The organism is Ideonella sp. FW305-24 (assembly GCF_058788035.1).
Genome location: NZ_JBYTAI010000007.1, coordinates 325,210 through 341,161, shown reverse-complemented (window position 1 = coordinate 341,161; position 15,952 = coordinate 325,210). Strand labels below are relative to the sequence as shown.

Genomic DNA, 15,952 nt, shown 5'->3' with positions numbered 1-15,952 from the left:
TTTCAAAGTTCCAGGAAGGCCTTGAACCCGCCCCAGAACATGCGCTTGCCGTCGAACGGCATGGCCTCCGGGTTCATCATCTCGGCCAGTCGCGGATCGCTCATCACCAGCTTGTTGATGCGGTCACGTTCCTTGCGCGAGGGGAAGACGATGAACGAGAAGATCACCACTTCGCCTTCCTTCAGCTTCACGCTCTGCGGGAACGAAGTGCGCTTGCCGGGCTTGGCATCGTCGGCCACGCATTCGACGTATTGCAGCGCGCCATGTTCCTTCCAGATCTTGCCGGCCTTGCGCGCGATCTTCTTGTAGTCGGCCAGCTTGTCCAGCGGCACCGGGATCACGAATCCATCGACGTAGTTCGCCATCAAGCGCTCCTTTGATTGATTGAGGTGGACTGACGGGCGGAGTGTGCGCCCATCGCGGCAGGCCGCTGCCCAGGGTGAGCCCGGAGCCCCGGGGCCCTCAATGAGGGGTGGTGCCGCCGGCCGCAGCATCCCCCGGCCCGCCGGCGCGCAACAGCAGTCCGCCCATCAATGCCGCCACCAGCGCACACACCGCGCCCAGCTTGAACGCCAGCTGGTAGCCGGCGTTCAGCGCGGCGGCTGGGCCCAGCCCGGCCAGCGTTGCTGCCTCCGAGCGACCGGCCGCCAGGCTGGCCAGCACTGCCAGCCCCAGTGCTCCGCCCATCATGAAGGCGGTATTGACCAGGCCCGATGCCAGGCCCGAGTCTTCCGGGCTGACTTCGCTCATCGCGGCCAGCAGCACCGGGTTGAACGCGATGCCGGCGCCCAGGCCCAGCAGCAGCATTGGCGGCAGCACGTGCAGCCAGAAGCTGGCTGCCACCGGGGCCTGCGAGAACAGCAGCAGCCCCAGCGCCGCCAGTGCCAAACCCACGGCGATCGGCCCGCGGATGCCAAAGCGCATGACGATGCGGGCCGACAGGCCCAGCGAACACACCGCCATGATCAGGTTCGCCGGCAGGAAGGCCAGGCCGACCTGCATCGGCGCGTAGCCCAGCACCTGCTGCAGGTACAGCGCCGAGATGAAGAACCAGGCGAACATCGCCGCGGCCCACAGCACGCCCGCACTGTTGGCCACCGCCACGCTGCGCAGCCTGAACAGGCCCAGCGGCATCAGCGGGTGCGCCACCCGCGCCTCGGTCCACACGAAGGCGCCGCCCAGCACCAGCGCGCTGGCCAGCAGGCCCAGCGTCTGCACCGAGGTCCAGCCGGCGCTGTTGCCGTCGACCACGGCGTACACCGCGAGCATCAGCGCGGCGGTGACCAGGATCGCGCCAGCCACGTCCAGCTTCTGCTGTTCAGGCGGCGTGTGCCCGGCTGGCAGCAGCGCCACACACAGTGCGTACACCACCACGCCAATCGGCAGGTTGACCAGGAAGATCCAGTGCCAGCTGAAGTTGCCGGTCAACAGCCCGCCCAGCAGCACGCCGATGCTGCCGCCGCCCGCGCAGACGAAGCCGTACACGCCCATCGCCTTCGCGCGCTCGGCCGGCTCGGTGAACAGGTTCATGATCAACGACAGCGAGACGGCCGACACTACTGCGCCGCCCAGCCCCTGCACCGCGCGTGCCACGATCAGGGTGGCCTGCGAAGGCGCCAGCCCGCAGGCCGCCGAGGCGGCAGTGAACAGCACCAGCCCCGCAAGGAACAATCGACGGTGGCCGTACAGGTCGCCCAGCCGCCCGCCCAGCAGCAGGCAGCCGCCGAAGCTCAGCAGGTAGGCGTTGACGACCCACACCAGCCCGGTCTCGGAGAAGCCCAGGTCGGCCTGGATGGACGGCAGCGCGACGTTCACGATGGTGCTGTCGAGCACGATCATCAGCACGCCCAGGCACAACACGGCCAGGGCCCACCAGCGGCGGCGAGGGGTGAGCAGGTCTTTCATGTGCTGCTTTGTACTATGGCGGTGCACCAGCCAGGCATGCCAGCCGGCATCACTGCGTGGCCGGCCGCCTGAAGACGGCCGGGGAAGCCGGCGCACTTCGCGGCTTTTGCTGCAGTGCAGCGATCACAAAATCGAGTGAACTGTGGACCCTGTGGCCGAGTCGGCCCGGGCCGCGTCCTCCTTTTGTGAAAGTTGCCCCCATGTCGTTCCTCAGCAATCTCTCCATTGGCAAGCGACTGGCCACCGTGCTCGGCACGATGCTGGCCTTGTCGCTCGGCACCTTCATGTTCGCGGCCGTGATGCTGCAGCAACTGGGTAGCGAGATCGACACCATGCTGCAGCAGAACATCCAGACCGAGCGACTCGCCGTGGACTGGCGCATGAGCCTGGCGGCCGCCATCCAGCGCCGCGCTGCGGTGTCCCGCAGCAGCGACGACAGCCTGGAGGCCTATTTCGCACCCGCCAATGCCGAGTCCGTGCGCCTGACCGGCGAGCTGCAGAAGGCGCTGGATGACCGGGTCAGCAATGACAGCGAGCGTGAGCTCATGGCGCAGGTCAAGGCCAGGCGCCAGGTCTACCAGAACGGGCGCGACGAGGTGCTGAAATTCAAGAAGGCGGGCGACGTGGCGGCCGCCAGCCGTGCCTTCAGCGAGCATTTCGAGCCCGCGGCCAATGCCTACCTGGAGGCCGTGAAGGCCGTGGTGACGCGGCAGCGGGACGACCTGGATGCGCGCGCCGGCTTGGTCAGCGATTTGCGCCGCCGCATGCTGGCCGTGCTGGCGGGCAGTGCGGCGCTGTCGGTCGGCATCAGTCTGGTGCTGGCCTGGCTGCTGACGCGCAGCATCACCGGCCCCTTGCGCCATTCGCAGCAGATGGCCGCAGCCATCTCCAGCCTGGACCTGCGCGGCCGCGCGTTGGGCGACTACGCCCAGGACGAAACCGGCCAGCTGCAGCGCTCGCTCGATGCGATGCGCGGTGCCTTGAAGCACTCGATCCGCGAAGTGCGCGGCGTGGTGGACAACGTGACGACCGCCACCACCCAGATCGCCGCCGGCAACCATGACCTCAGTGCGCGCACCGAGCAGACCGCCAGCAACCTGGAGGAAACCGCCAGCGCGATGGAGCAGCTCACCGGCACCGTTCGCCAAAGCGCCGCCTCTTCGGTGCAGGCCAACCAGCTCGTGCACTCCGCCGTTGCAGTGGCGGCGCGCGGCGGGCAGATGGTGGCCGACGTGGTCGCCACCATGGGCGACATCCATGCCAGCGCCAGCCGCATTGCCGACATCACCGGCGTCATCGACGGCATTGCCTTCCAGACCAACATCCTGGCCCTGAACGCGGCGGTGGAAGCCGCCCGGGCCGGTGAACAGGGACGTGGTTTCGCCGTGGTGGCGGGCGAGGTGCGCACCTTGGCCCAGCGCTCGGCCCAGGCCGCCAAGGAAATTAAACACCTGATCGGCGACAGCGTGACCAAGGTCGCGTCCGGTACCCAGCAGGTGCACGCCGCCGGCGACACCATGGGCGAGATCGTACGCAGCATCCAGCAGGTCAGCGACATCATGGGCGAAATCACCACGGCCGCATCCGAGCAGAGCGATGGCATCGGCCAGGTCAACATCGCGGTGACTCAGCTGGACCAGATGACCCAGCAGAACGCCGCGCTGGTCGAACAGGCCGCCGCAGCCGCCGCCAGCCTGCAGGAGCAGGCCGTGCGCCTGGCCAGCGCGGTGGCCGAGTTCCAGCTCGACGCCGTCTCCCAGCACGGCTAAGCGCAGGGCCTCGGGGGCGGCATGCCGCGCCTTGCGCAGCTGCTTTTGTACTATGGTGGCGGACCTCCCACGCATTCGCCATTGACAACGCATGCTGCCACCTGCCTCCGCCGACGCCTTGCCGCCGCCGGGCTTCGCCCCCCGCCCTCAGCCGCCCTACTACGCGGTCATCTTCACCAGCCAGCGCACCGAGGCTGACGGTGGCTACGGCGAGGCCGCCGAACACATGGTGCTGCTGGCGCGTGAACAGCCCGGTTACCTGGGCGTGGAAAGCGCGCGCGGGGCCGATGGCCTGGGCATCACCGTTTCGTACTGGCGCTCGCTGGCCGACATCGCAGCCTGGCGCAACCAGCTCGACCATGCGCAGACCCGCGCCCGCGGCCGGGCCGAGTGGTACACCCACTACGAGCTGCGCATCGCCAAGGTCGAGCGCGCCTATGGCTGGGACGAGGCCACCAGCCCGCCCCGCACCGACCCCGGTCAGTGATGAACCGGATTGCCTTTGTCTCCGACATCCACGGCAACCTGCCTGCGCTGGAGGCCGTGGCCGCGCAGATTGCCGCTGCCGGCGTCGACACCGTGGTCAACCTCGGCGACATCGCCTCCGGCCCCTTGTGGCCACGCGAAACTGTTCAGTGGCTGATGCAACGCGACTGGCCGACCATCGCGGGCAACCACGAGCGCCAGGTGTTGACGCTGCCACGCGAACGCATGGGTGCCAGCGACGCGTTTGCCGCCGCGCAACTCGGCGAGCCCGAGCGCGCCTGGCTGGCCGCGCTGCCGCCCAGCCGCTGGTGTGGCGAGCAGGTCTTCTGCTGCCACGGCACGCCCACCGACGACCTGCAATACCTGCTCGAAACCGTGGTGCCCGGCTTCGACCCGACCGACCCCGCACCCGCCACGCCGGGCCTGCGCGCTGCCACTGCTGTCGAGCTGCAGGTCCGCCTCGCCGGCCTGGCCCACCAGCCGCTGCAGCCCACGCTGCTGGCCTGCGGCCACAGCCACGTGCCGCGCATTGCAGCGCAGGCTCACACGCTGCTGCTGAACCCCGGCAGCGTCGGCCTGCAGGCCTATGACGACGTGCACCCGCATCCGCACTGGGTCGAGACCGGCCACCCGCAAGCCTGCTGGGCGCTGGCCGAGCTTGGTCCTGCCGGCTGGCAACTGGCGCTGATGGCCACGCCTTACGACTTCCAAGCCGCCGCCCGCCGTGCGGACGAAAACGGCCGAGGCGACTGGGCCGATGCGCTGCGCACCGGCAGGGTCGGCCGGCTCGAGCCGGCCACCATCGCATCCGTCATCTGAAGGACGTGTGCGGCTCAATCCGGGGTTCACGCGCATCAGGAAGTGTGCAAATGACTGCAAGCCAAACATAAACTTGCGCTGGGTCTTCGCCTCAACGGCGGTTTCAGCCACCAAAGGGCGCGCATGCCGCCTCTCGCCAGCTTTCGCAAATCAGCAGCATGCGCTTCGACGGGACACTCAAATCCTGGAATGACGACCGCGGGTTCGGCTTCATCGAACCCAGGCACGGCGGGCAGGACATCTTCGTCCACATCAAGGCGTTCCCAGCCGGAACCGGTCGTCCCGCCGTTGGCCTGTGGCTGTCTTTTGAGCTCGAAACGGCCCCAGATGGCAAGAAGCGCGCGAAGGCCGTGCAGTTCGCGCCGCAGAGCAAGTCCCGAAAGTCGCACCGAGTCGATTCGCCAGCGCCTTGGACAGTCCCGCGGCTGATGGCGATACCGGCCTTCGGCGCGTTGTATGGGTATGCCGCCATGCACTGGGCCTTCAAGCCGGCCGTTGGGCTCGCCTACCTGCTCGTGAGCGCCCTCGCGTTCCTGGCCTACGCCATGGACAAGTCGGCGGCAATCCAGGGGCGTCGGCGAACGCCAGAGGCCACCCTGCACATGCTTGGTCTCGCCTGCGGTTGGCCCGGTGCCTTGCTCGCCCAGCAGTTACTCCGACACAAGACAGCCAAGCGTTCCTTCGTCGCTGCGTTCTGGCTCACCGTGATGGTCAACGTGGGGGCGTTCTATGCCGTGCATTCGCATTGGGCCGCGGGGCTGCGACCATAAGCATGGGCCCGTGCCCCGGAAAAGTGGAACATGCGCTTGCCTTCGCGCTGGCTTTGCACATCGAACCTTCAGAGGTCTGACATGCCAGATAACAATCTCTACTCGCCGCCTGCCACGCCCGTTGAAACGGATTCGCCAAAGGTTTCAAATGAGTGGCCGTTTCTCGTGTTCGGCGGTTTGGTGCTGTCGCATGCGGCCGTTTGGGCAAGCAGTGCGCCCATGTACTGGGAACTGACTCGCACCGGAGTCATCAGCATCCTGCATTTCGGTGCGCTTGGGCTGGCTTTGCTGTCGGCGATCGTGGCAAGTCTGAGGATTCTGTTTCGATCGCCGCCGCCAGTGGTGGCCTTTTCCTTGGCCGCGGTGTTCGGGCTGGTGACCATCCGCCATCCTATTTTGCTCTTCGAGCTGACAGCACTCGTGCTGGCCGTTGTTGGCACAGTCGCCAGCCTCACGCTTCGCAGTCTTGCCAGTTCCAGGTCCCGGGGCTTTCGCTCGGAGGTCTGAGCCCGGAGGTGCGGCCCGCTGCTACGCTGTGCAGCCTCTTCCTCTTCAGGATGTACCCATGAAGACTTTTCGCACCCTCTCCAGCATCGCCTTGGTCGCCGCACTGCTGGCCGGCAATGCCGCGCAGGCCCAGTCTGCCAGCGCGCCGTCCGCCGAAAGCATGAAGCAGCAGATCCAGGACCGGTTCACCAAGGCCGATGGTGACCATGACGGCAAGCTCAGCCGTGCCGAGGCGCAGGCTGGCATGCCGCGTGTGGCAGCGAAGTTCGATGAGATCGATGCTGCGCATTCAGGCTTCGTCACGCTCGAACAGATTCTGAGGTTCGCGGCGGCACAGAAGAAGTGACCTTGCCGCGGCAGGTGTTACGGTAGGTGCCGCGCAGATGCCGTCGCCATGTGGAAAACCGCCGTGCTGGCTGCAGCCCAGTCGGCACAATCGCGCTTTTCCTGGACCGCGAGCAAGAGTTTTCAGATGGATGCACGATGGGGTTGGCCGCTGGCCGCGCTGGCACTGGTGGCTGGCTATTTCCAATGGGGCTGGCAAGGCCTGCTGTTCGCGGGCACGGTGGTGGTCTTCTGGCTGTTGCTGCAGTTCAGCCGCTCGGTGCGCGCGCTGGGCGAAGCCGGCAAGGCGCCGCTGGGCAGCGTGGCCAATGCGGTGATGCTGCATGCCAAGCTGCGCAAGGGGCTGACGCTGCTGGATGTGCTGCGCATCACCGGCAGCCTGGGGGACCGGGTGTCGGAACCGCCGGATGAGCGCTTCGTCTGGACCGACGGCAACGGTGACTCGGTCGAGGTGTTGCTCAAGGGCGGCAAGGTGGCGGAATGGCAGTTGCGCCGAGCGGCCGGCGCCGACGCCTAAAATCTCCGCTTCGCTTGAACGCACCGAACTCACAAGGATTTCCCATGGGCATGGAAGACCGCGACGGCAAGATCTGGATGGACGGGCAGCTGGTCGACTGGCGCGACGCCAAGATCCATGTGCTGACCCACACGCTGCACTACGGCTGCGGCGCCTTCGAAGGCGTGCGCGCCTACAAGACGCCCAAGGGCACGGCCATCTTCCGGCTCAAGGAGCACACCGAGCGCCTGTTCAACTCGGCCAAGATCCTGCGCATGAAGATCCCCTTCAGCTACGAGCAGGTCGCCGAGGCGCAGAAGCAGGTCGTTCGCGAGAACCAGCTGGAAAGCTGCTACCTGCGGCCGCTGACCTGGATCGGCTCCGAGAAACTGGGTGTGAGCCCCAAGGGCAACACGGTGCACCTGATGGTCGCCGCCTGGACCTGGGGCGCCTACCTGGGCGAAGAAGGCCTGAAGCGCGGCATCCGCGTGAAGATCAGCAGCTACACCCGGCATCACGTCAACATCACGATGACGCAGGCCAAGGCGGTGAGCAACTACACCAACTCCATCCTGGCCAACATGGAAGCCACGGAAGACGGTTACGACGAAGCCATGCTGCTGGACGCCAACGGCTTTGTCTCCGAAGGCGCGGGCGAGAACCTGTTCGTGATCAAGAACGGCGTGGTCTACACGCCCGACCTGTCGGCCGGTGCGCTCAACGGCATCACCCGCAACACCATCTTCCACATCTGCGAAGACCTGGGGCTGAAGCTGGTCGAGAAGCGCATCACGCGCGACGAGGTCTACATCGCCGACGAGGCTTTCTTCACCGGCACCGCCGCGGAAGTCACGCCCATCCGCGAACTGGACCGCATCGAGATCGGCAGCGGCTCGCGTGGCCCGATCACCGAGAAGATCCAGAGCGCCTTCTTCGACATCGTCAACGGCCGCAACGACAAGTACGCCCACTGGCTGACGCTGGTCTGATCCCCCTCTCTTCACCGCATCACTGCCATGAGCGAAACCCAAGCTTCCGCCACCGTCGAAGTCACCGCCAAGGACCTGCAGGGCGAGGGCGTGCTGTTCTGCCCCAACCCGCGCATGCCGCTGTGGAGCAACCACCCCCGCGTGTTCCTGAACCTCAGCCAGGACGGCCAGGGCAAGTGCCCGTACTGCGGCACCGTCTACAAGCTGAAGGACGGCGAACACCTTCCGCACGGCCACTGAGCTGTTGAGGAAGTCGCGCCATGCACGCTGAAGCGGTCTGGCGCGAAGCCCAGGCGGCGCTGCTGGATCACTTGCAGCGCCGCGATGCCGGGCATGCGCTGCAGCGCCTGGCCCGGTCCGTGGCCCATCTGCTGGACCGCCCTTGCGGGCTTCTTGCCCACGCCCAGCCGGCAGGCACCCCGCCCTGGCTTGGCGGCACGCAGGCCGACGCGGCACTGTTGCGCGGCACCGGCCAGCGTCTGCCGCTGCGCCATGCCGGCCACGAGGTTGGCGAACTCTGGCTGATGCCCGCACCGGATGGCGTGCCGGTCGAGCCCGACACCATCGCTCCGCTGATCGATGCTGCCGCCGCCCTGTTGGCCACCTGGCTGGAACAGCAAAACCTGGCCGCGCCGGCCTCGCTCACGCTGACCCGCAGCGCGCTGCGCGAAGCCGGCGCCTTTGTCTGGGAGTGGGACATTCGCAGCGACGTGCTGGGCGACATCGACGAAGGCGCGCTGATGCTGGGCTACGCCCCGCACCAGATCGGCAACACCCAGGCCGACTGGGCCGCGCTGATCCACCCTGACGACATCGCCCAGGCCGAGGCCGCCTACCAGGCCCATTTGCGCGGCGACAGCCCGCTCTACCGCACCGTCTACCGCGCCAAGGCGGCCGATGGCCAGTGGCGCTGGCTGGAAGAGCGTGGCCGCATCGTCGAGCGCGACGCCAACGGCCAGCCGCTGCGCATGTACGGCACGCAAGCTGACGCCAGCGTCGAAAAAGCGCTGGAGCAGGCCCGGCGCGACCAGCTCGCCGCCGAAGCCACCAGCGCCGCCAAGACCCGGTTGCTCTCGCACATGAGCCACGAGCTGCGCACGCCGCTGAACGCCGTGCTCGGCTTTGCGCAGCTGCTGGAAATGGGCCGCCAGCCGCCGCTCTCCGAAGGCCAGCGCCGCCAGGTCGGCCAGATCCGCCAGGCTGGTGAGCACCTGCTGGCGATGATCGGCGACCTGCTGGACGTCTCGCTGATCGAATCCGGCCGCATGTCCATGCAGCCCGCGCCGCTGGCGCTGGCCCCGCTGCTGGCCGACGCGCTGGCGCTGGTCCAGGCGCAAGCCCAGGCCGCCGGCATCACGCTGCACCTGGCGCCGCCGCCCGAAGGCGCCACCGTTCAGGCCGACCGCACCCGCCTGACCCAGGTCCTGATCAACCTGCTCGCCAACGCCATCCAGTACAACCGGCCCGCCGGCAGCGTCACGCTGTCGGCCGAACTGGCGTCCGACGCGAACACCTGGGTTATCGCCGTGCAGGACACAGGCCTCGGCATCGCCCCGGACCGCATGCGCCAACTCTTCCAGCCGTTCAACCGCCTCGGCCGTGAGCACGGGCCGGTGCCCGGGGCCGGGTTGGGGCTCTCGCTGTCGCTCAGCCTGGTGCAGGCGATGGGTGGGACGTTGCAGGCGAGCAGTGACGGGCAGGGGAGCCGGTTCGAGGTGCGGCTGCCGGCGTCGCCGCCCATCACGGCGGCCTGAACAGCGGCGCCGTGCCCGGCAAATTGAGGGTGGCCATGGCGCCGCACGGTCAGAAACATTTCAGAACCAAGTTGGCTGATTTGGCAGAATCGGCCGCGGCTGCGTGAGCGTCGCCAGCGCAGTCAAACCAAAGAACTGCTTTCAGAAGATCTTTTCGAGGAGGGAAATGAAATGAACCATTTGTTCAGCCGACCCGGCATGGCCGCGGCTTTCTTGCTGGCTTCGGCCCTTTTGTCCGGCTGCGCCGTCAACATGAAGGTTCCGATCAAAGATCCAGTGGCTTCGCCGGCCGCCTACCAGAAGACAACCGAAGCCGTCGCCACGACCCTGACGTTCAAGGACGAGCAGAGCGATGTGGACAAGAAGCGCACGGTGTCGGGCTCGATTCCGATGCAACTGGTCTACAAGGATGCGCCGTTCGATGCCGTGCCTTGGCTGGCCCAGCAGACCGTGAAGGAAATGACCGCACGCGGTCTGCCCGTGACGCTGGGTAACGAGCAGGGCGGCGGCACCGTCGTGCTGGTCAAGCGCATCCACGTCGAAAACCACCGCGCCAACGGTTTCTCGCCGTTCGTCACCTTCACCTCGCTGCGCGCGGATGTGCAGACCGACCGTGGCGTGCAGCGCATCACGGCCTACGTCAAGCGCGGCAAGGTGCCGGTCTGGGGCTTCGACGAAGTCATCGAACCGACTTTCAACGCGCCGCTGGGCGTGGTCACGAAGGAGTTCGCAGCCAAGCTCAACCAGTTGCTGTTCCGGCAAGCCATCAGCGACCAGCAGGTCAGTGCGATGGTCCGCAAGATCGAGCAGGACGGCGGCAAGGCGGACGACGCCTACCTGGACGTCTACCAACTCGGTTTCGGCAACAACAAGACCGCGGTGCCGGCCCTGGTGAAGCTCACCTCGCACGTCAATGAATACGTGCGCTTGGCCGCCATCTCCTCACTGGGCATTCTCAAGGCGGTCGATCAGCAAGAGTTCCTGGTCAAGATCTACGAGAACACCGCGCTGATCTGGCAGGACCGTGCCATGGCCCTGAAGGCCATCGGCGACCTCGGTACTCCCGAATCGCGCACATACCTGCAGAACCAGCAGGTCCTGCTCAAGGCGCGTTCGGACCACGACGCGACCTGGACCAAGGAAGTCATCGCGCTGTATTTGTGAGACCCCGCGACTGGCTGCGCCAAGCCGGTTCCTTACAATCGTTTGATAGGTAAGGATGCGTCATGACCGATTCCACCATCACGTCCAAAGGCCAGACCACCGTGCCGGCTGACATTCGCGAGTTCCTCGGCGCCAAGCCTGGTGTACGCCTGTTGTGGCTCAAGGCGCCAGACGGCTCGGTGATCGTGCGGTCCAAATCCCGCACCATCGCAGACGTGGCGGGTCTGCTTGAGGCCCCGGAAGGCGTGCACGTGCCGGTCGAAGACATGAACCCGTTCGACTGAGCGATGGCCGCCATCGACACCAACGTCCTCGTGCGCGTGCTCGTGCTGGACGACCGGGTGCAGCATCTGGCCGCGCTGAGGCTGATCGAAGCTGCCGCGGCAGCAGGTGAAACGGTCTTTGTCCCAGTCAGCGTGCTGCTGGAATCCGAATGGGTGCTGCGCTCACGCTATCGCTTCACCAAGCCCCAGGTATTGGACGCGCTGTCGCAGCTCTACAGCGTCGCTGCGCTGAGCTTCGATGCCGAGCAAGCCGTTGGCGTGGCGCTGCATCTCTACGGCAACGGCAAGGCCGATTTCGCCGACTGCCTGCATGTGGCGCTGGCCTGCGAGGCGGGTCGGCAGCCGCTGTGGACCTTCGACAAGAAGGCTGCGGACATGGACGGGGCGGCGTTGCTCACACGTTGACGGCTTCCGATCGCCATGAAACACGCCGGTGCCCAAACCCTGACCCAGCTCGCGCCGCTGCTGTCCGACATTCGCTCATTGCCCGGCTTGATCGAACGCAAGCCCGGCATCTTCTACCGCCGCGGCGAGGCCTGGCTGCACTTCCATGAAGACCCGGTCGGGTTGTTTGCCGACGTGAAATTGCCGCCCGCCAAGGGCTTCACGCGCCTGGCAGTGGACACGCCGGAACAAAGGTCGGCATTGTTGGCATGTTTGGCCGGGCAGTGGCGCGCATGAGTACGTCAGCGTTGTTGCTCAGCCTGCTGTTTGGCGCCATCGGTTCCGGCTATTTCCTGTACGGGAGAAAGCAACAGGCGGTGGTGCCCTTGCTCTGCGGCTTGGTGCTGATCGTGATGCCGTATTTCATTCCCAATACCGCGCTGCTGGTCGTGGCGGGCGTTGCGGTGTCGGCCATTCCCTATTTCTACCGAATCTAGCCAACGGTCGCGCGGGTGGGTCACCCCAGAAACTTGCGGGCGCGCAACCAGGCTGCGTACTGCTCGGGCCACTGTGTGGTCTCCGTGCCTGGCCGGCCCATGCCGAAGCCGTGTTTGCCATTGGTGAAGCGGTGCATCTCGACGGGTACACCGGCATCGCGGCAGGCCTGGGCCATGATCAGCGTGTTGTGAGGATCGGAGATCGGGTCGTCCTCGGCCTGCGCGAGGAACATGTCGGGGCAGCGCGCGCGCACATGCGTCTGCACGGACCACTCGCGTGCTTGCGCCTGGGACGGATCCTTGCCGACAAGCACCTTGCGGGTCGAGGTCTTGTCGTAGGGCGCCTCCAGCGTGATGACGGGGTAGATGAGGGCGCAGGCATCGGGCTTGGCGGACTGCTCGTCGACGCTGTCGATCGCGGTGTAGGACGCGAAGTCGGACCAGGCCGATGCCAGGCCCAGCAAATGGCCGCCCGCTGAGAATCCGAGCACACCCACTTTTTGAGGATCGACACCAAAGCTTCGCGCATTCGCACGGATGAGGCGGATGGCCCGTTGCGCATCCTGCAGCGCGCAGGCAGTGCCGGCGGCCCAGCCTTCGCCTGGCAGCCGGTAGCTCAGGACAAAGGCCGTGATGCCGCGCGCCGCCAGCCAGGCAGCGGCCGGATCGGCCTCCATCGCCATCTCGATGCGCTTGTAGCCGCCGCCAGCCGCGATCAACACGGCTGCGCCATTGGGTTGCAGCGGGGCGATCCGCGTCAGCGAGGGGCGGCCGATGTTGCTCACCGCGCCCTTCTTGTCGGTGATCGCCTCGCCGCCGGGGCCGCCTCCGCCCGGTGGGTTACCTGGCCACAATGCCAGTGGCGCTTCGGTCAGTGCTGCAGCATGTGCGGCGCCAAAAAACGGCGCGAGGGCGGCCGCGGCCATGAGGCTTCGGCGCGTGAGATGGGCAAGAGGGGCGGACAAAACTTCTCCTGTGGACGCGCCGAACGACGATGGCGTGTCCGGCGTTGGATGAACGACTGCGCCTCGCGTTCCGTGCACGCAGCATCGCCCGAAGCCGCTTGGCCCGTGAATCTTGACGTTTTTCGGTTCAGCGATTCGCCGTGCTTTTCCTGTAGCGTTCGCCCCCGTGGTTCAGGTTTGGAGAAGGGCCGGTTTGACCCACGGCCTGCCAGACCTGCGGTTTCCCCAACACCCCGACCTGAAGGCCCATCCATGAAACACGCCGTCGTCCTCCTGCTCGCCATCCTGGTGTCCGCGCAAGCAAGCGCGGCCAAGCCATGCGAAGAACTCAAGTCCGAGATCGCCGCCAAGCTCGAAGCCAAGGGCGTGACGAACGCAGTGCTCGAAGTCGTGGACAGCGACAAGGTGGGCGGTGCGAAGGTGGTCGGCAGTTGCGAGGGTGGTGCCAAGAAGATCACGTACGCGAAGAAGTAGCGCCACCACGGCAGCCGCACCCCGCGAGCTTGGGCTGGCGCTACATTTCCAGCAAGACCGATTGATGCGGTTGGCATCACCCAAGCGCGCCTCACCATGTCGACACTCGAACGCGCCATCGAAATCGCCGCGGCCGCCCATGCCGGACAGGTCGACAAGGCCGGCCAGCCCTACATCCTGCATCCGCTGCGCGTGATGTTGCGGGTCAACGGTGACCATGCGCGCATGGCCGCGGTGCTGCACGACGTGGTGGAAGACACCGACGTGACACTGGCGCGGCTCGCGGCGGAAGGCTTTGCGCCCGAGGTGGTCGCGGCAGTCGAGGCCCTGACCAAGCGGCCCGGTGAATCCCGGATGGCCGCCGCAGCGAGGGCTGCGGTCGACACCATCGCCCGCAGCGTCAAGCTGGCGGACAACGCCGAGAACATGGACCTGAGCCGCATTCCCAATCCCACCGAGAAGGACCACGCGCGGCTGGAGGAATACCGGGCCGTTCGTGCCCTGCTGCTGCAGGCGGAAGGCGCACCTCCTGCGTGATCGCCGCGGATGCGTTGACGCCTTGTTACGCTCGCAACCCCCTGAATGGGGAGCGATTCCCGGCATGTGCGTCGCAGCCGCAAGTTAGAGTCTCAGCCCGTTCGAGATGACAAGAGGGCAGGGGCAGGTGACGCTCGCGCAACACAAGAAAAAACTGATCGCCGTGGGTGCGGTGGTGCTGCTGGGCGTGGCGGCTGCCGCGGTCTGGCTGGGGCGCAGCCACTTTGCCGGGCGCATCAATGCGCTGGGCGTGGACCTGCAGCGGCCGGCGGCCTACGTGGCCACACCTTCGCTGGTGAAGCTCTCGCAGGACCTGGTGAAGGCGCCGGCGCTGCGCGAGCTGCTCACCGAAGACTTCACCTTCTACTACGAGGCCCACGAGGACAAGCTGGGCCTGGCCGGCGCGATCCGCCGCATTGCCTACGAGCACGACACCAAGTTCAGCGACGAGCTGCTGACGCTGGCACTGGACCAGCCGGCCGAGGTTGCACTCTGGGCCGACGACCGGGGCGCCGCGCGCTACTGGGCGCTGGCGATGACCCGCGACACGCTGGCCAAGGCGGTGCAAAGCCTGGCCACGCTGGCGCTGGACGACAAGCAGCTCAGCGTGCTGGCCGAAGTGCCGCTGGCCCGCTTCGGGCGCGACAAGCTGACCGTCTACGCGCTGACGATTTCGCCGCGCCGCACGCTGGCGCTGGCCGCCAAGGGCAACCGCGTCGTCGTGCTGTCGGACCCCGGCCTGCTGTTCGACGACGAGCGCAACCCCGATGACCACGCCGCCGAAGTCCTCAGCGCGCTGCTCTCAGGCAGCAGTGGCGACCAGGGCCTGTGGCGCCGCCACTTCGGTCTTGCAGGGGCGCCGGGTGCGGACCACACGCTGGTCGCCAGCGGCCCGCTGCTGGCCTTTGGCTACCAGCATTTCTTCCCCGCGTTGAAGGCCCTGCGGGTGGACGTGGCGCCCGGCGGCGCGGCCCTGCACACCTGGCTGCGCCAGGGCGGTGCCTGGCCCGCTTCGCCGTGGGCGGCCTTGCCCTCGCAGCCAGCCGCCTGCGCCGCGCTGCCGGTCAACTGGGCGCTGGCCCGGCCGGTGCTGGACGGCAGCAAGACGCCCAAGGCCGCCGCAGCGTCAGACGCCGCCAGCGATCCCACGACGGACGACGGCAGCGCCGAAACCAGCAGCGACACGCCCGCGCCCGAGCTGCCACCCGAAGTGCGCGCCGCCTTGACCGACATGGCCCAGCGCTTCGACGGCCCGGCCGCCGTCTGCTGGTACGCCGGCTCGCAGCTGCACACCCCGCTGCTGGTGGCCCACGCCAAAGGCACGCCGCCGGACGCCGCCACGCTGCAGGCCTTCATGACATGGTGGCTGCCCAACGGCGCCGCCTGGCAGCCCGGCCAGCCCGCCGCGGAAGTGAACGCACCCTACGGCGCCAAGCCCGCCAAGCAAGGCTCGGCCTACCGCCTGGCCTTCAAGCGCGCGGGTGACTGGTGGCTGTTCTCGCCGGATGCAGCGTTGGTCGCCAAGGCCGAAGACGCCATCGCGCGCCGCTACCCCAGCGTGGCCGACACGCTGGGCGGCGGCAACGCGGTGGCCGTGGCCACGCCAGCGCAGATCGCCGAGCTGATGCGCCGCGAGACGCTGGCCGTGCTGGGTGCTAACCAGCAGGACTTCCGCCAGGCCGCCGAGACCCAGCTGCTGCCGCGACTGGCCGCCTTTGGCAAGTTGCCCGCCGCGCAGGCCGTGCCCACCGGCACGCCGGACGGCCAGGGCTGGGTGCCGCTGGACTGGCGTCCGCTGGCGCCCTGA

The 15,952-nt window shown here is 67.2% G+C and carries 21 protein-coding genes; 18 read left to right on the top strand and 3 right to left on the bottom strand.

Annotation, left to right across the window (positions count from 1 at the left end; all coding sequences use genetic code 11):
* Positions 1 to 2: 2 nt before the first annotated feature.
* Both AC3WR5_RS20510 and AC3WR5_RS20505 read right to left on the bottom strand, forming a co-directional pair.
* Positions 3 to 365, bottom strand: a complete 363-nt coding sequence (locus tag AC3WR5_RS20510; protein WP_141289769.1) for a DUF1428 domain-containing protein — start codon at positions 363 to 365, stop codon at positions 3 to 5.
* 97 nt (positions 366 to 462) lie between these two features.
* Complete coding sequence (locus AC3WR5_RS20505; protein ID WP_492486725.1) at positions 463 to 1,905, bottom strand: DHA2 family efflux MFS transporter permease subunit; 1,443 nt, start codon at positions 1,903 to 1,905, stop codon at positions 463 to 465.
* Between the two features lie 200 nt (positions 1,906 to 2,105).
* On the opposite strand from AC3WR5_RS20505, the gene AC3WR5_RS20500 reads away from it, so the two are divergent.
* The 15 genes from AC3WR5_RS20500 (at position 2,106) to AC3WR5_RS20430 (ending at position 12,169) form a co-directional block, all read left to right on the top strand.
* Complete coding sequence (locus tag AC3WR5_RS20500) at positions 2,106 to 3,674, top strand: methyl-accepting chemotaxis protein (protein WP_492486724.1); 1,569 nt, start codon at positions 2,106 to 2,108, stop codon at positions 3,672 to 3,674.
* Positions 3,675 to 3,765: 91 nt separating this feature from the next.
* The gene (locus AC3WR5_RS20495) at positions 3,766 to 4,161 is read left to right on the top strand and encodes an antibiotic biosynthesis monooxygenase family protein (protein ID WP_492486723.1); all 396 of its coding nucleotides are present in this window, start codon (positions 3,766 to 3,768) and stop codon (positions 4,159 to 4,161) included.
* Entirely contained in the window at positions 4,161 to 4,979 is an 819-nt protein-coding gene (locus AC3WR5_RS20490; RefSeq protein ID WP_492486722.1) for a metallophosphoesterase family protein, read from the top strand. The genes AC3WR5_RS20495 and AC3WR5_RS20490 overlap by 1 nt, the downstream gene beginning before the upstream one ends.
* 158 nt (positions 4,980 to 5,137) lie before the next feature.
* Positions 5,138 to 5,749 carry a DUF1294 domain-containing protein gene (locus AC3WR5_RS20485; RefSeq protein WP_492486721.1) on the top strand — a complete coding sequence of 204 codons (612 nt, stop codon included), beginning with the start codon at positions 5,138 to 5,140 and terminating at the stop codon, positions 5,747 to 5,749.
* 81 nt (positions 5,750 to 5,830) lie between these two features.
* Entirely contained in the window at positions 5,831 to 6,256 is a 426-nt protein-coding gene (locus tag AC3WR5_RS20480) for a hypothetical protein (RefSeq protein ID WP_492486720.1), read from the top strand.
* 58 nt (positions 6,257 to 6,314) lie between these two features.
* Complete coding sequence (locus AC3WR5_RS20475) at positions 6,315 to 6,602, top strand: EF-hand domain-containing protein (RefSeq protein ID WP_492486718.1); 288 nt, start codon at positions 6,315 to 6,317, stop codon at positions 6,600 to 6,602.
* Positions 6,603 to 6,728: 126 nt separating this feature from the next.
* Positions 6,729 to 7,118 carry a hypothetical protein gene (locus tag AC3WR5_RS20470; protein ID WP_141289578.1) on the top strand — a complete coding sequence of 130 codons (390 nt, stop codon included), beginning with the start codon at positions 6,729 to 6,731 and terminating at the stop codon, positions 7,116 to 7,118.
* Between the two features lie 44 nt (positions 7,119 to 7,162).
* Entirely contained in the window at positions 7,163 to 8,086 is a 924-nt protein-coding gene (locus tag AC3WR5_RS20465) for a branched-chain amino acid transaminase (protein ID WP_141289579.1), read from the top strand.
* A gap of 27 nt (positions 8,087 to 8,113) precedes the next feature.
* A complete protein-coding gene (locus AC3WR5_RS20460; RefSeq protein WP_492486715.1) occupies positions 8,114 to 8,326 on the top strand; it encodes a zinc-finger domain-containing protein in 213 nt (70 codons plus the stop codon).
* Positions 8,327 to 8,346: 20 nt separating this feature from the next.
* Positions 8,347 to 9,840, top strand: a complete 1,494-nt coding sequence (locus AC3WR5_RS20455; RefSeq protein ID WP_492486713.1) for a sensor histidine kinase — start codon at positions 8,347 to 8,349, stop codon at positions 9,838 to 9,840.
* Between the two features lie 252 nt (positions 9,841 to 10,092).
* Positions 10,093 to 11,004 carry a HEAT repeat domain-containing protein gene (locus AC3WR5_RS20450; RefSeq protein ID WP_492486712.1) on the top strand — a complete coding sequence of 304 codons (912 nt, stop codon included), beginning with the start codon at positions 10,093 to 10,095 and terminating at the stop codon, positions 11,002 to 11,004.
* Positions 11,005 to 11,066: 62 nt separating this feature from the next.
* Positions 11,067 to 11,288 (top strand): AbrB/MazE/SpoVT family DNA-binding domain-containing protein, encoded by a 222-nt coding sequence (locus AC3WR5_RS20445; RefSeq protein WP_492486710.1) that lies wholly within the window; start codon positions 11,067 to 11,069, stop codon positions 11,286 to 11,288.
* A gap of 3 nt (positions 11,289 to 11,291) precedes the next feature.
* The gene (locus AC3WR5_RS20440) at positions 11,292 to 11,693 is read left to right on the top strand and encodes a type II toxin-antitoxin system VapC family toxin (protein ID WP_492486709.1); all 402 of its coding nucleotides are present in this window, start codon (positions 11,292 to 11,294) and stop codon (positions 11,691 to 11,693) included.
* Between the two features lie 15 nt (positions 11,694 to 11,708).
* The gene (locus AC3WR5_RS20435) at positions 11,709 to 11,969 is read left to right on the top strand and encodes a hypothetical protein (protein ID WP_492486707.1); all 261 of its coding nucleotides are present in this window, start codon (positions 11,709 to 11,711) and stop codon (positions 11,967 to 11,969) included.
* The gene (locus tag AC3WR5_RS20430; RefSeq protein ID WP_492486705.1) at positions 11,966 to 12,169 is read left to right on the top strand and encodes a hypothetical protein; all 204 of its coding nucleotides are present in this window, start codon (positions 11,966 to 11,968) and stop codon (positions 12,167 to 12,169) included. Before AC3WR5_RS20435 ends, AC3WR5_RS20430 begins: the two co-directional genes overlap by 4 nt.
* Before the next feature lie 20 nt (positions 12,170 to 12,189).
* On the opposite strand, the gene AC3WR5_RS20425 is transcribed toward AC3WR5_RS20430, so the two are convergent.
* Positions 12,190 to 13,095 (bottom strand): alpha/beta hydrolase, encoded by a 906-nt coding sequence (locus AC3WR5_RS20425; protein WP_492486704.1) that lies wholly within the window; start codon positions 13,093 to 13,095, stop codon positions 12,190 to 12,192.
* A 291-nt stretch (positions 13,096 to 13,386) separates the two neighbouring features.
* Between AC3WR5_RS20425 and AC3WR5_RS20420 the strand changes: the two genes are divergently transcribed.
* The 3 genes from AC3WR5_RS20420 to AC3WR5_RS20410 all read left to right on the top strand — a co-directional run bounded on the left by AC3WR5_RS20420 (position 13,387) and on the right by AC3WR5_RS20410 (position 15,952).
* A complete protein-coding gene (locus AC3WR5_RS20420) occupies positions 13,387 to 13,608 on the top strand; it encodes a DUF1161 domain-containing protein (RefSeq protein WP_141289779.1) in 222 nt (73 codons plus the stop codon).
* A 96-nt stretch (positions 13,609 to 13,704) separates the two neighbouring features.
* Positions 13,705 to 14,145 carry an HD domain-containing protein gene (locus AC3WR5_RS20415; protein WP_492486702.1) on the top strand — a complete coding sequence of 147 codons (441 nt, stop codon included), beginning with the start codon at positions 13,705 to 13,707 and terminating at the stop codon, positions 14,143 to 14,145.
* Positions 14,146 to 14,272: 127 nt separating this feature from the next.
* Positions 14,273 to 15,952 (top strand): DUF2138 family protein, encoded by a 1,680-nt coding sequence (locus AC3WR5_RS20410; RefSeq protein WP_492486701.1) that lies wholly within the window; start codon positions 14,273 to 14,275, stop codon positions 15,950 to 15,952.

Excerpts from the sequence above, each read along its gene's own strand:
- AC3WR5_RS20450 (WP_492486712.1), top strand. The coding sequence starts at position 10,093 with ATGAAGGTTCCGATCAAAGATCCAGTGGCTTCGCCGGCCGCCTACCAG.
- AC3WR5_RS20505 (WP_492486725.1), bottom strand. The coding sequence starts at position 1,905 with ATGAAAGACCTGCTCACCCCTCGCCGCCGCTGGTGGGCCCTGGCCGTG.
- AC3WR5_RS20500 (WP_492486724.1), top strand. The coding sequence starts at position 2,106 with ATGTCGTTCCTCAGCAATCTCTCCATTGGCAAGCGACTGGCCACCGTG.
- AC3WR5_RS20435 (WP_492486707.1), top strand. The coding sequence starts at position 11,709 with ATGAAACACGCCGGTGCCCAAACCCTGACCCAGCTCGCGCCGCTGCTG.
- AC3WR5_RS20440 (WP_492486709.1), top strand. The coding sequence starts at position 11,292 with ATGGCCGCCATCGACACCAACGTCCTCGTGCGCGTGCTCGTGCTGGAC.
- AC3WR5_RS20485 (WP_492486721.1), top strand. The coding sequence starts at position 5,138 with ATGCGCTTCGACGGGACACTCAAATCCTGGAATGACGACCGCGGGTTC.
- AC3WR5_RS20465 (WP_141289579.1), top strand. The coding sequence starts at position 7,163 with ATGGGCATGGAAGACCGCGACGGCAAGATCTGGATGGACGGGCAGCTG.
- AC3WR5_RS20425 (WP_492486704.1), bottom strand. The coding sequence starts at position 13,095 with ATGGCCGCGGCCGCCCTCGCGCCGTTTTTTGGCGCCGCACATGCTGCA.
- AC3WR5_RS20415 (WP_492486702.1), top strand. The coding sequence starts at position 13,705 with ATGTCGACACTCGAACGCGCCATCGAAATCGCCGCGGCCGCCCATGCC.
- AC3WR5_RS20475 (WP_492486718.1), top strand. The coding sequence starts at position 6,315 with ATGAAGACTTTTCGCACCCTCTCCAGCATCGCCTTGGTCGCCGCACTG.
- AC3WR5_RS20510 (WP_141289769.1), bottom strand. The coding sequence starts at position 365 with ATGGCGAACTACGTCGATGGATTCGTGATCCCGGTGCCGCTGGACAAG.
- AC3WR5_RS20445 (WP_492486710.1), top strand. The coding sequence starts at position 11,067 with ATGACCGATTCCACCATCACGTCCAAAGGCCAGACCACCGTGCCGGCT.
- AC3WR5_RS20470 (WP_141289578.1), top strand. The coding sequence starts at position 6,729 with ATGGATGCACGATGGGGTTGGCCGCTGGCCGCGCTGGCACTGGTGGCT.
- AC3WR5_RS20420 (WP_141289779.1), top strand. The coding sequence starts at position 13,387 with ATGAAACACGCCGTCGTCCTCCTGCTCGCCATCCTGGTGTCCGCGCAA.
- AC3WR5_RS20460 (WP_492486715.1), top strand. The coding sequence starts at position 8,114 with ATGAGCGAAACCCAAGCTTCCGCCACCGTCGAAGTCACCGCCAAGGAC.
- AC3WR5_RS20490 (WP_492486722.1), top strand. The coding sequence starts at position 4,161 with ATGAACCGGATTGCCTTTGTCTCCGACATCCACGGCAACCTGCCTGCG.
- AC3WR5_RS20480 (WP_492486720.1), top strand. The coding sequence starts at position 5,831 with ATGCCAGATAACAATCTCTACTCGCCGCCTGCCACGCCCGTTGAAACG.
- AC3WR5_RS20455 (WP_492486713.1), top strand. The coding sequence starts at position 8,347 with ATGCACGCTGAAGCGGTCTGGCGCGAAGCCCAGGCGGCGCTGCTGGAT.
- AC3WR5_RS20430 (WP_492486705.1), top strand. The coding sequence starts at position 11,966 with ATGAGTACGTCAGCGTTGTTGCTCAGCCTGCTGTTTGGCGCCATCGGT.
- AC3WR5_RS20495 (WP_492486723.1), top strand. The coding sequence starts at position 3,766 with ATGCTGCCACCTGCCTCCGCCGACGCCTTGCCGCCGCCGGGCTTCGCC.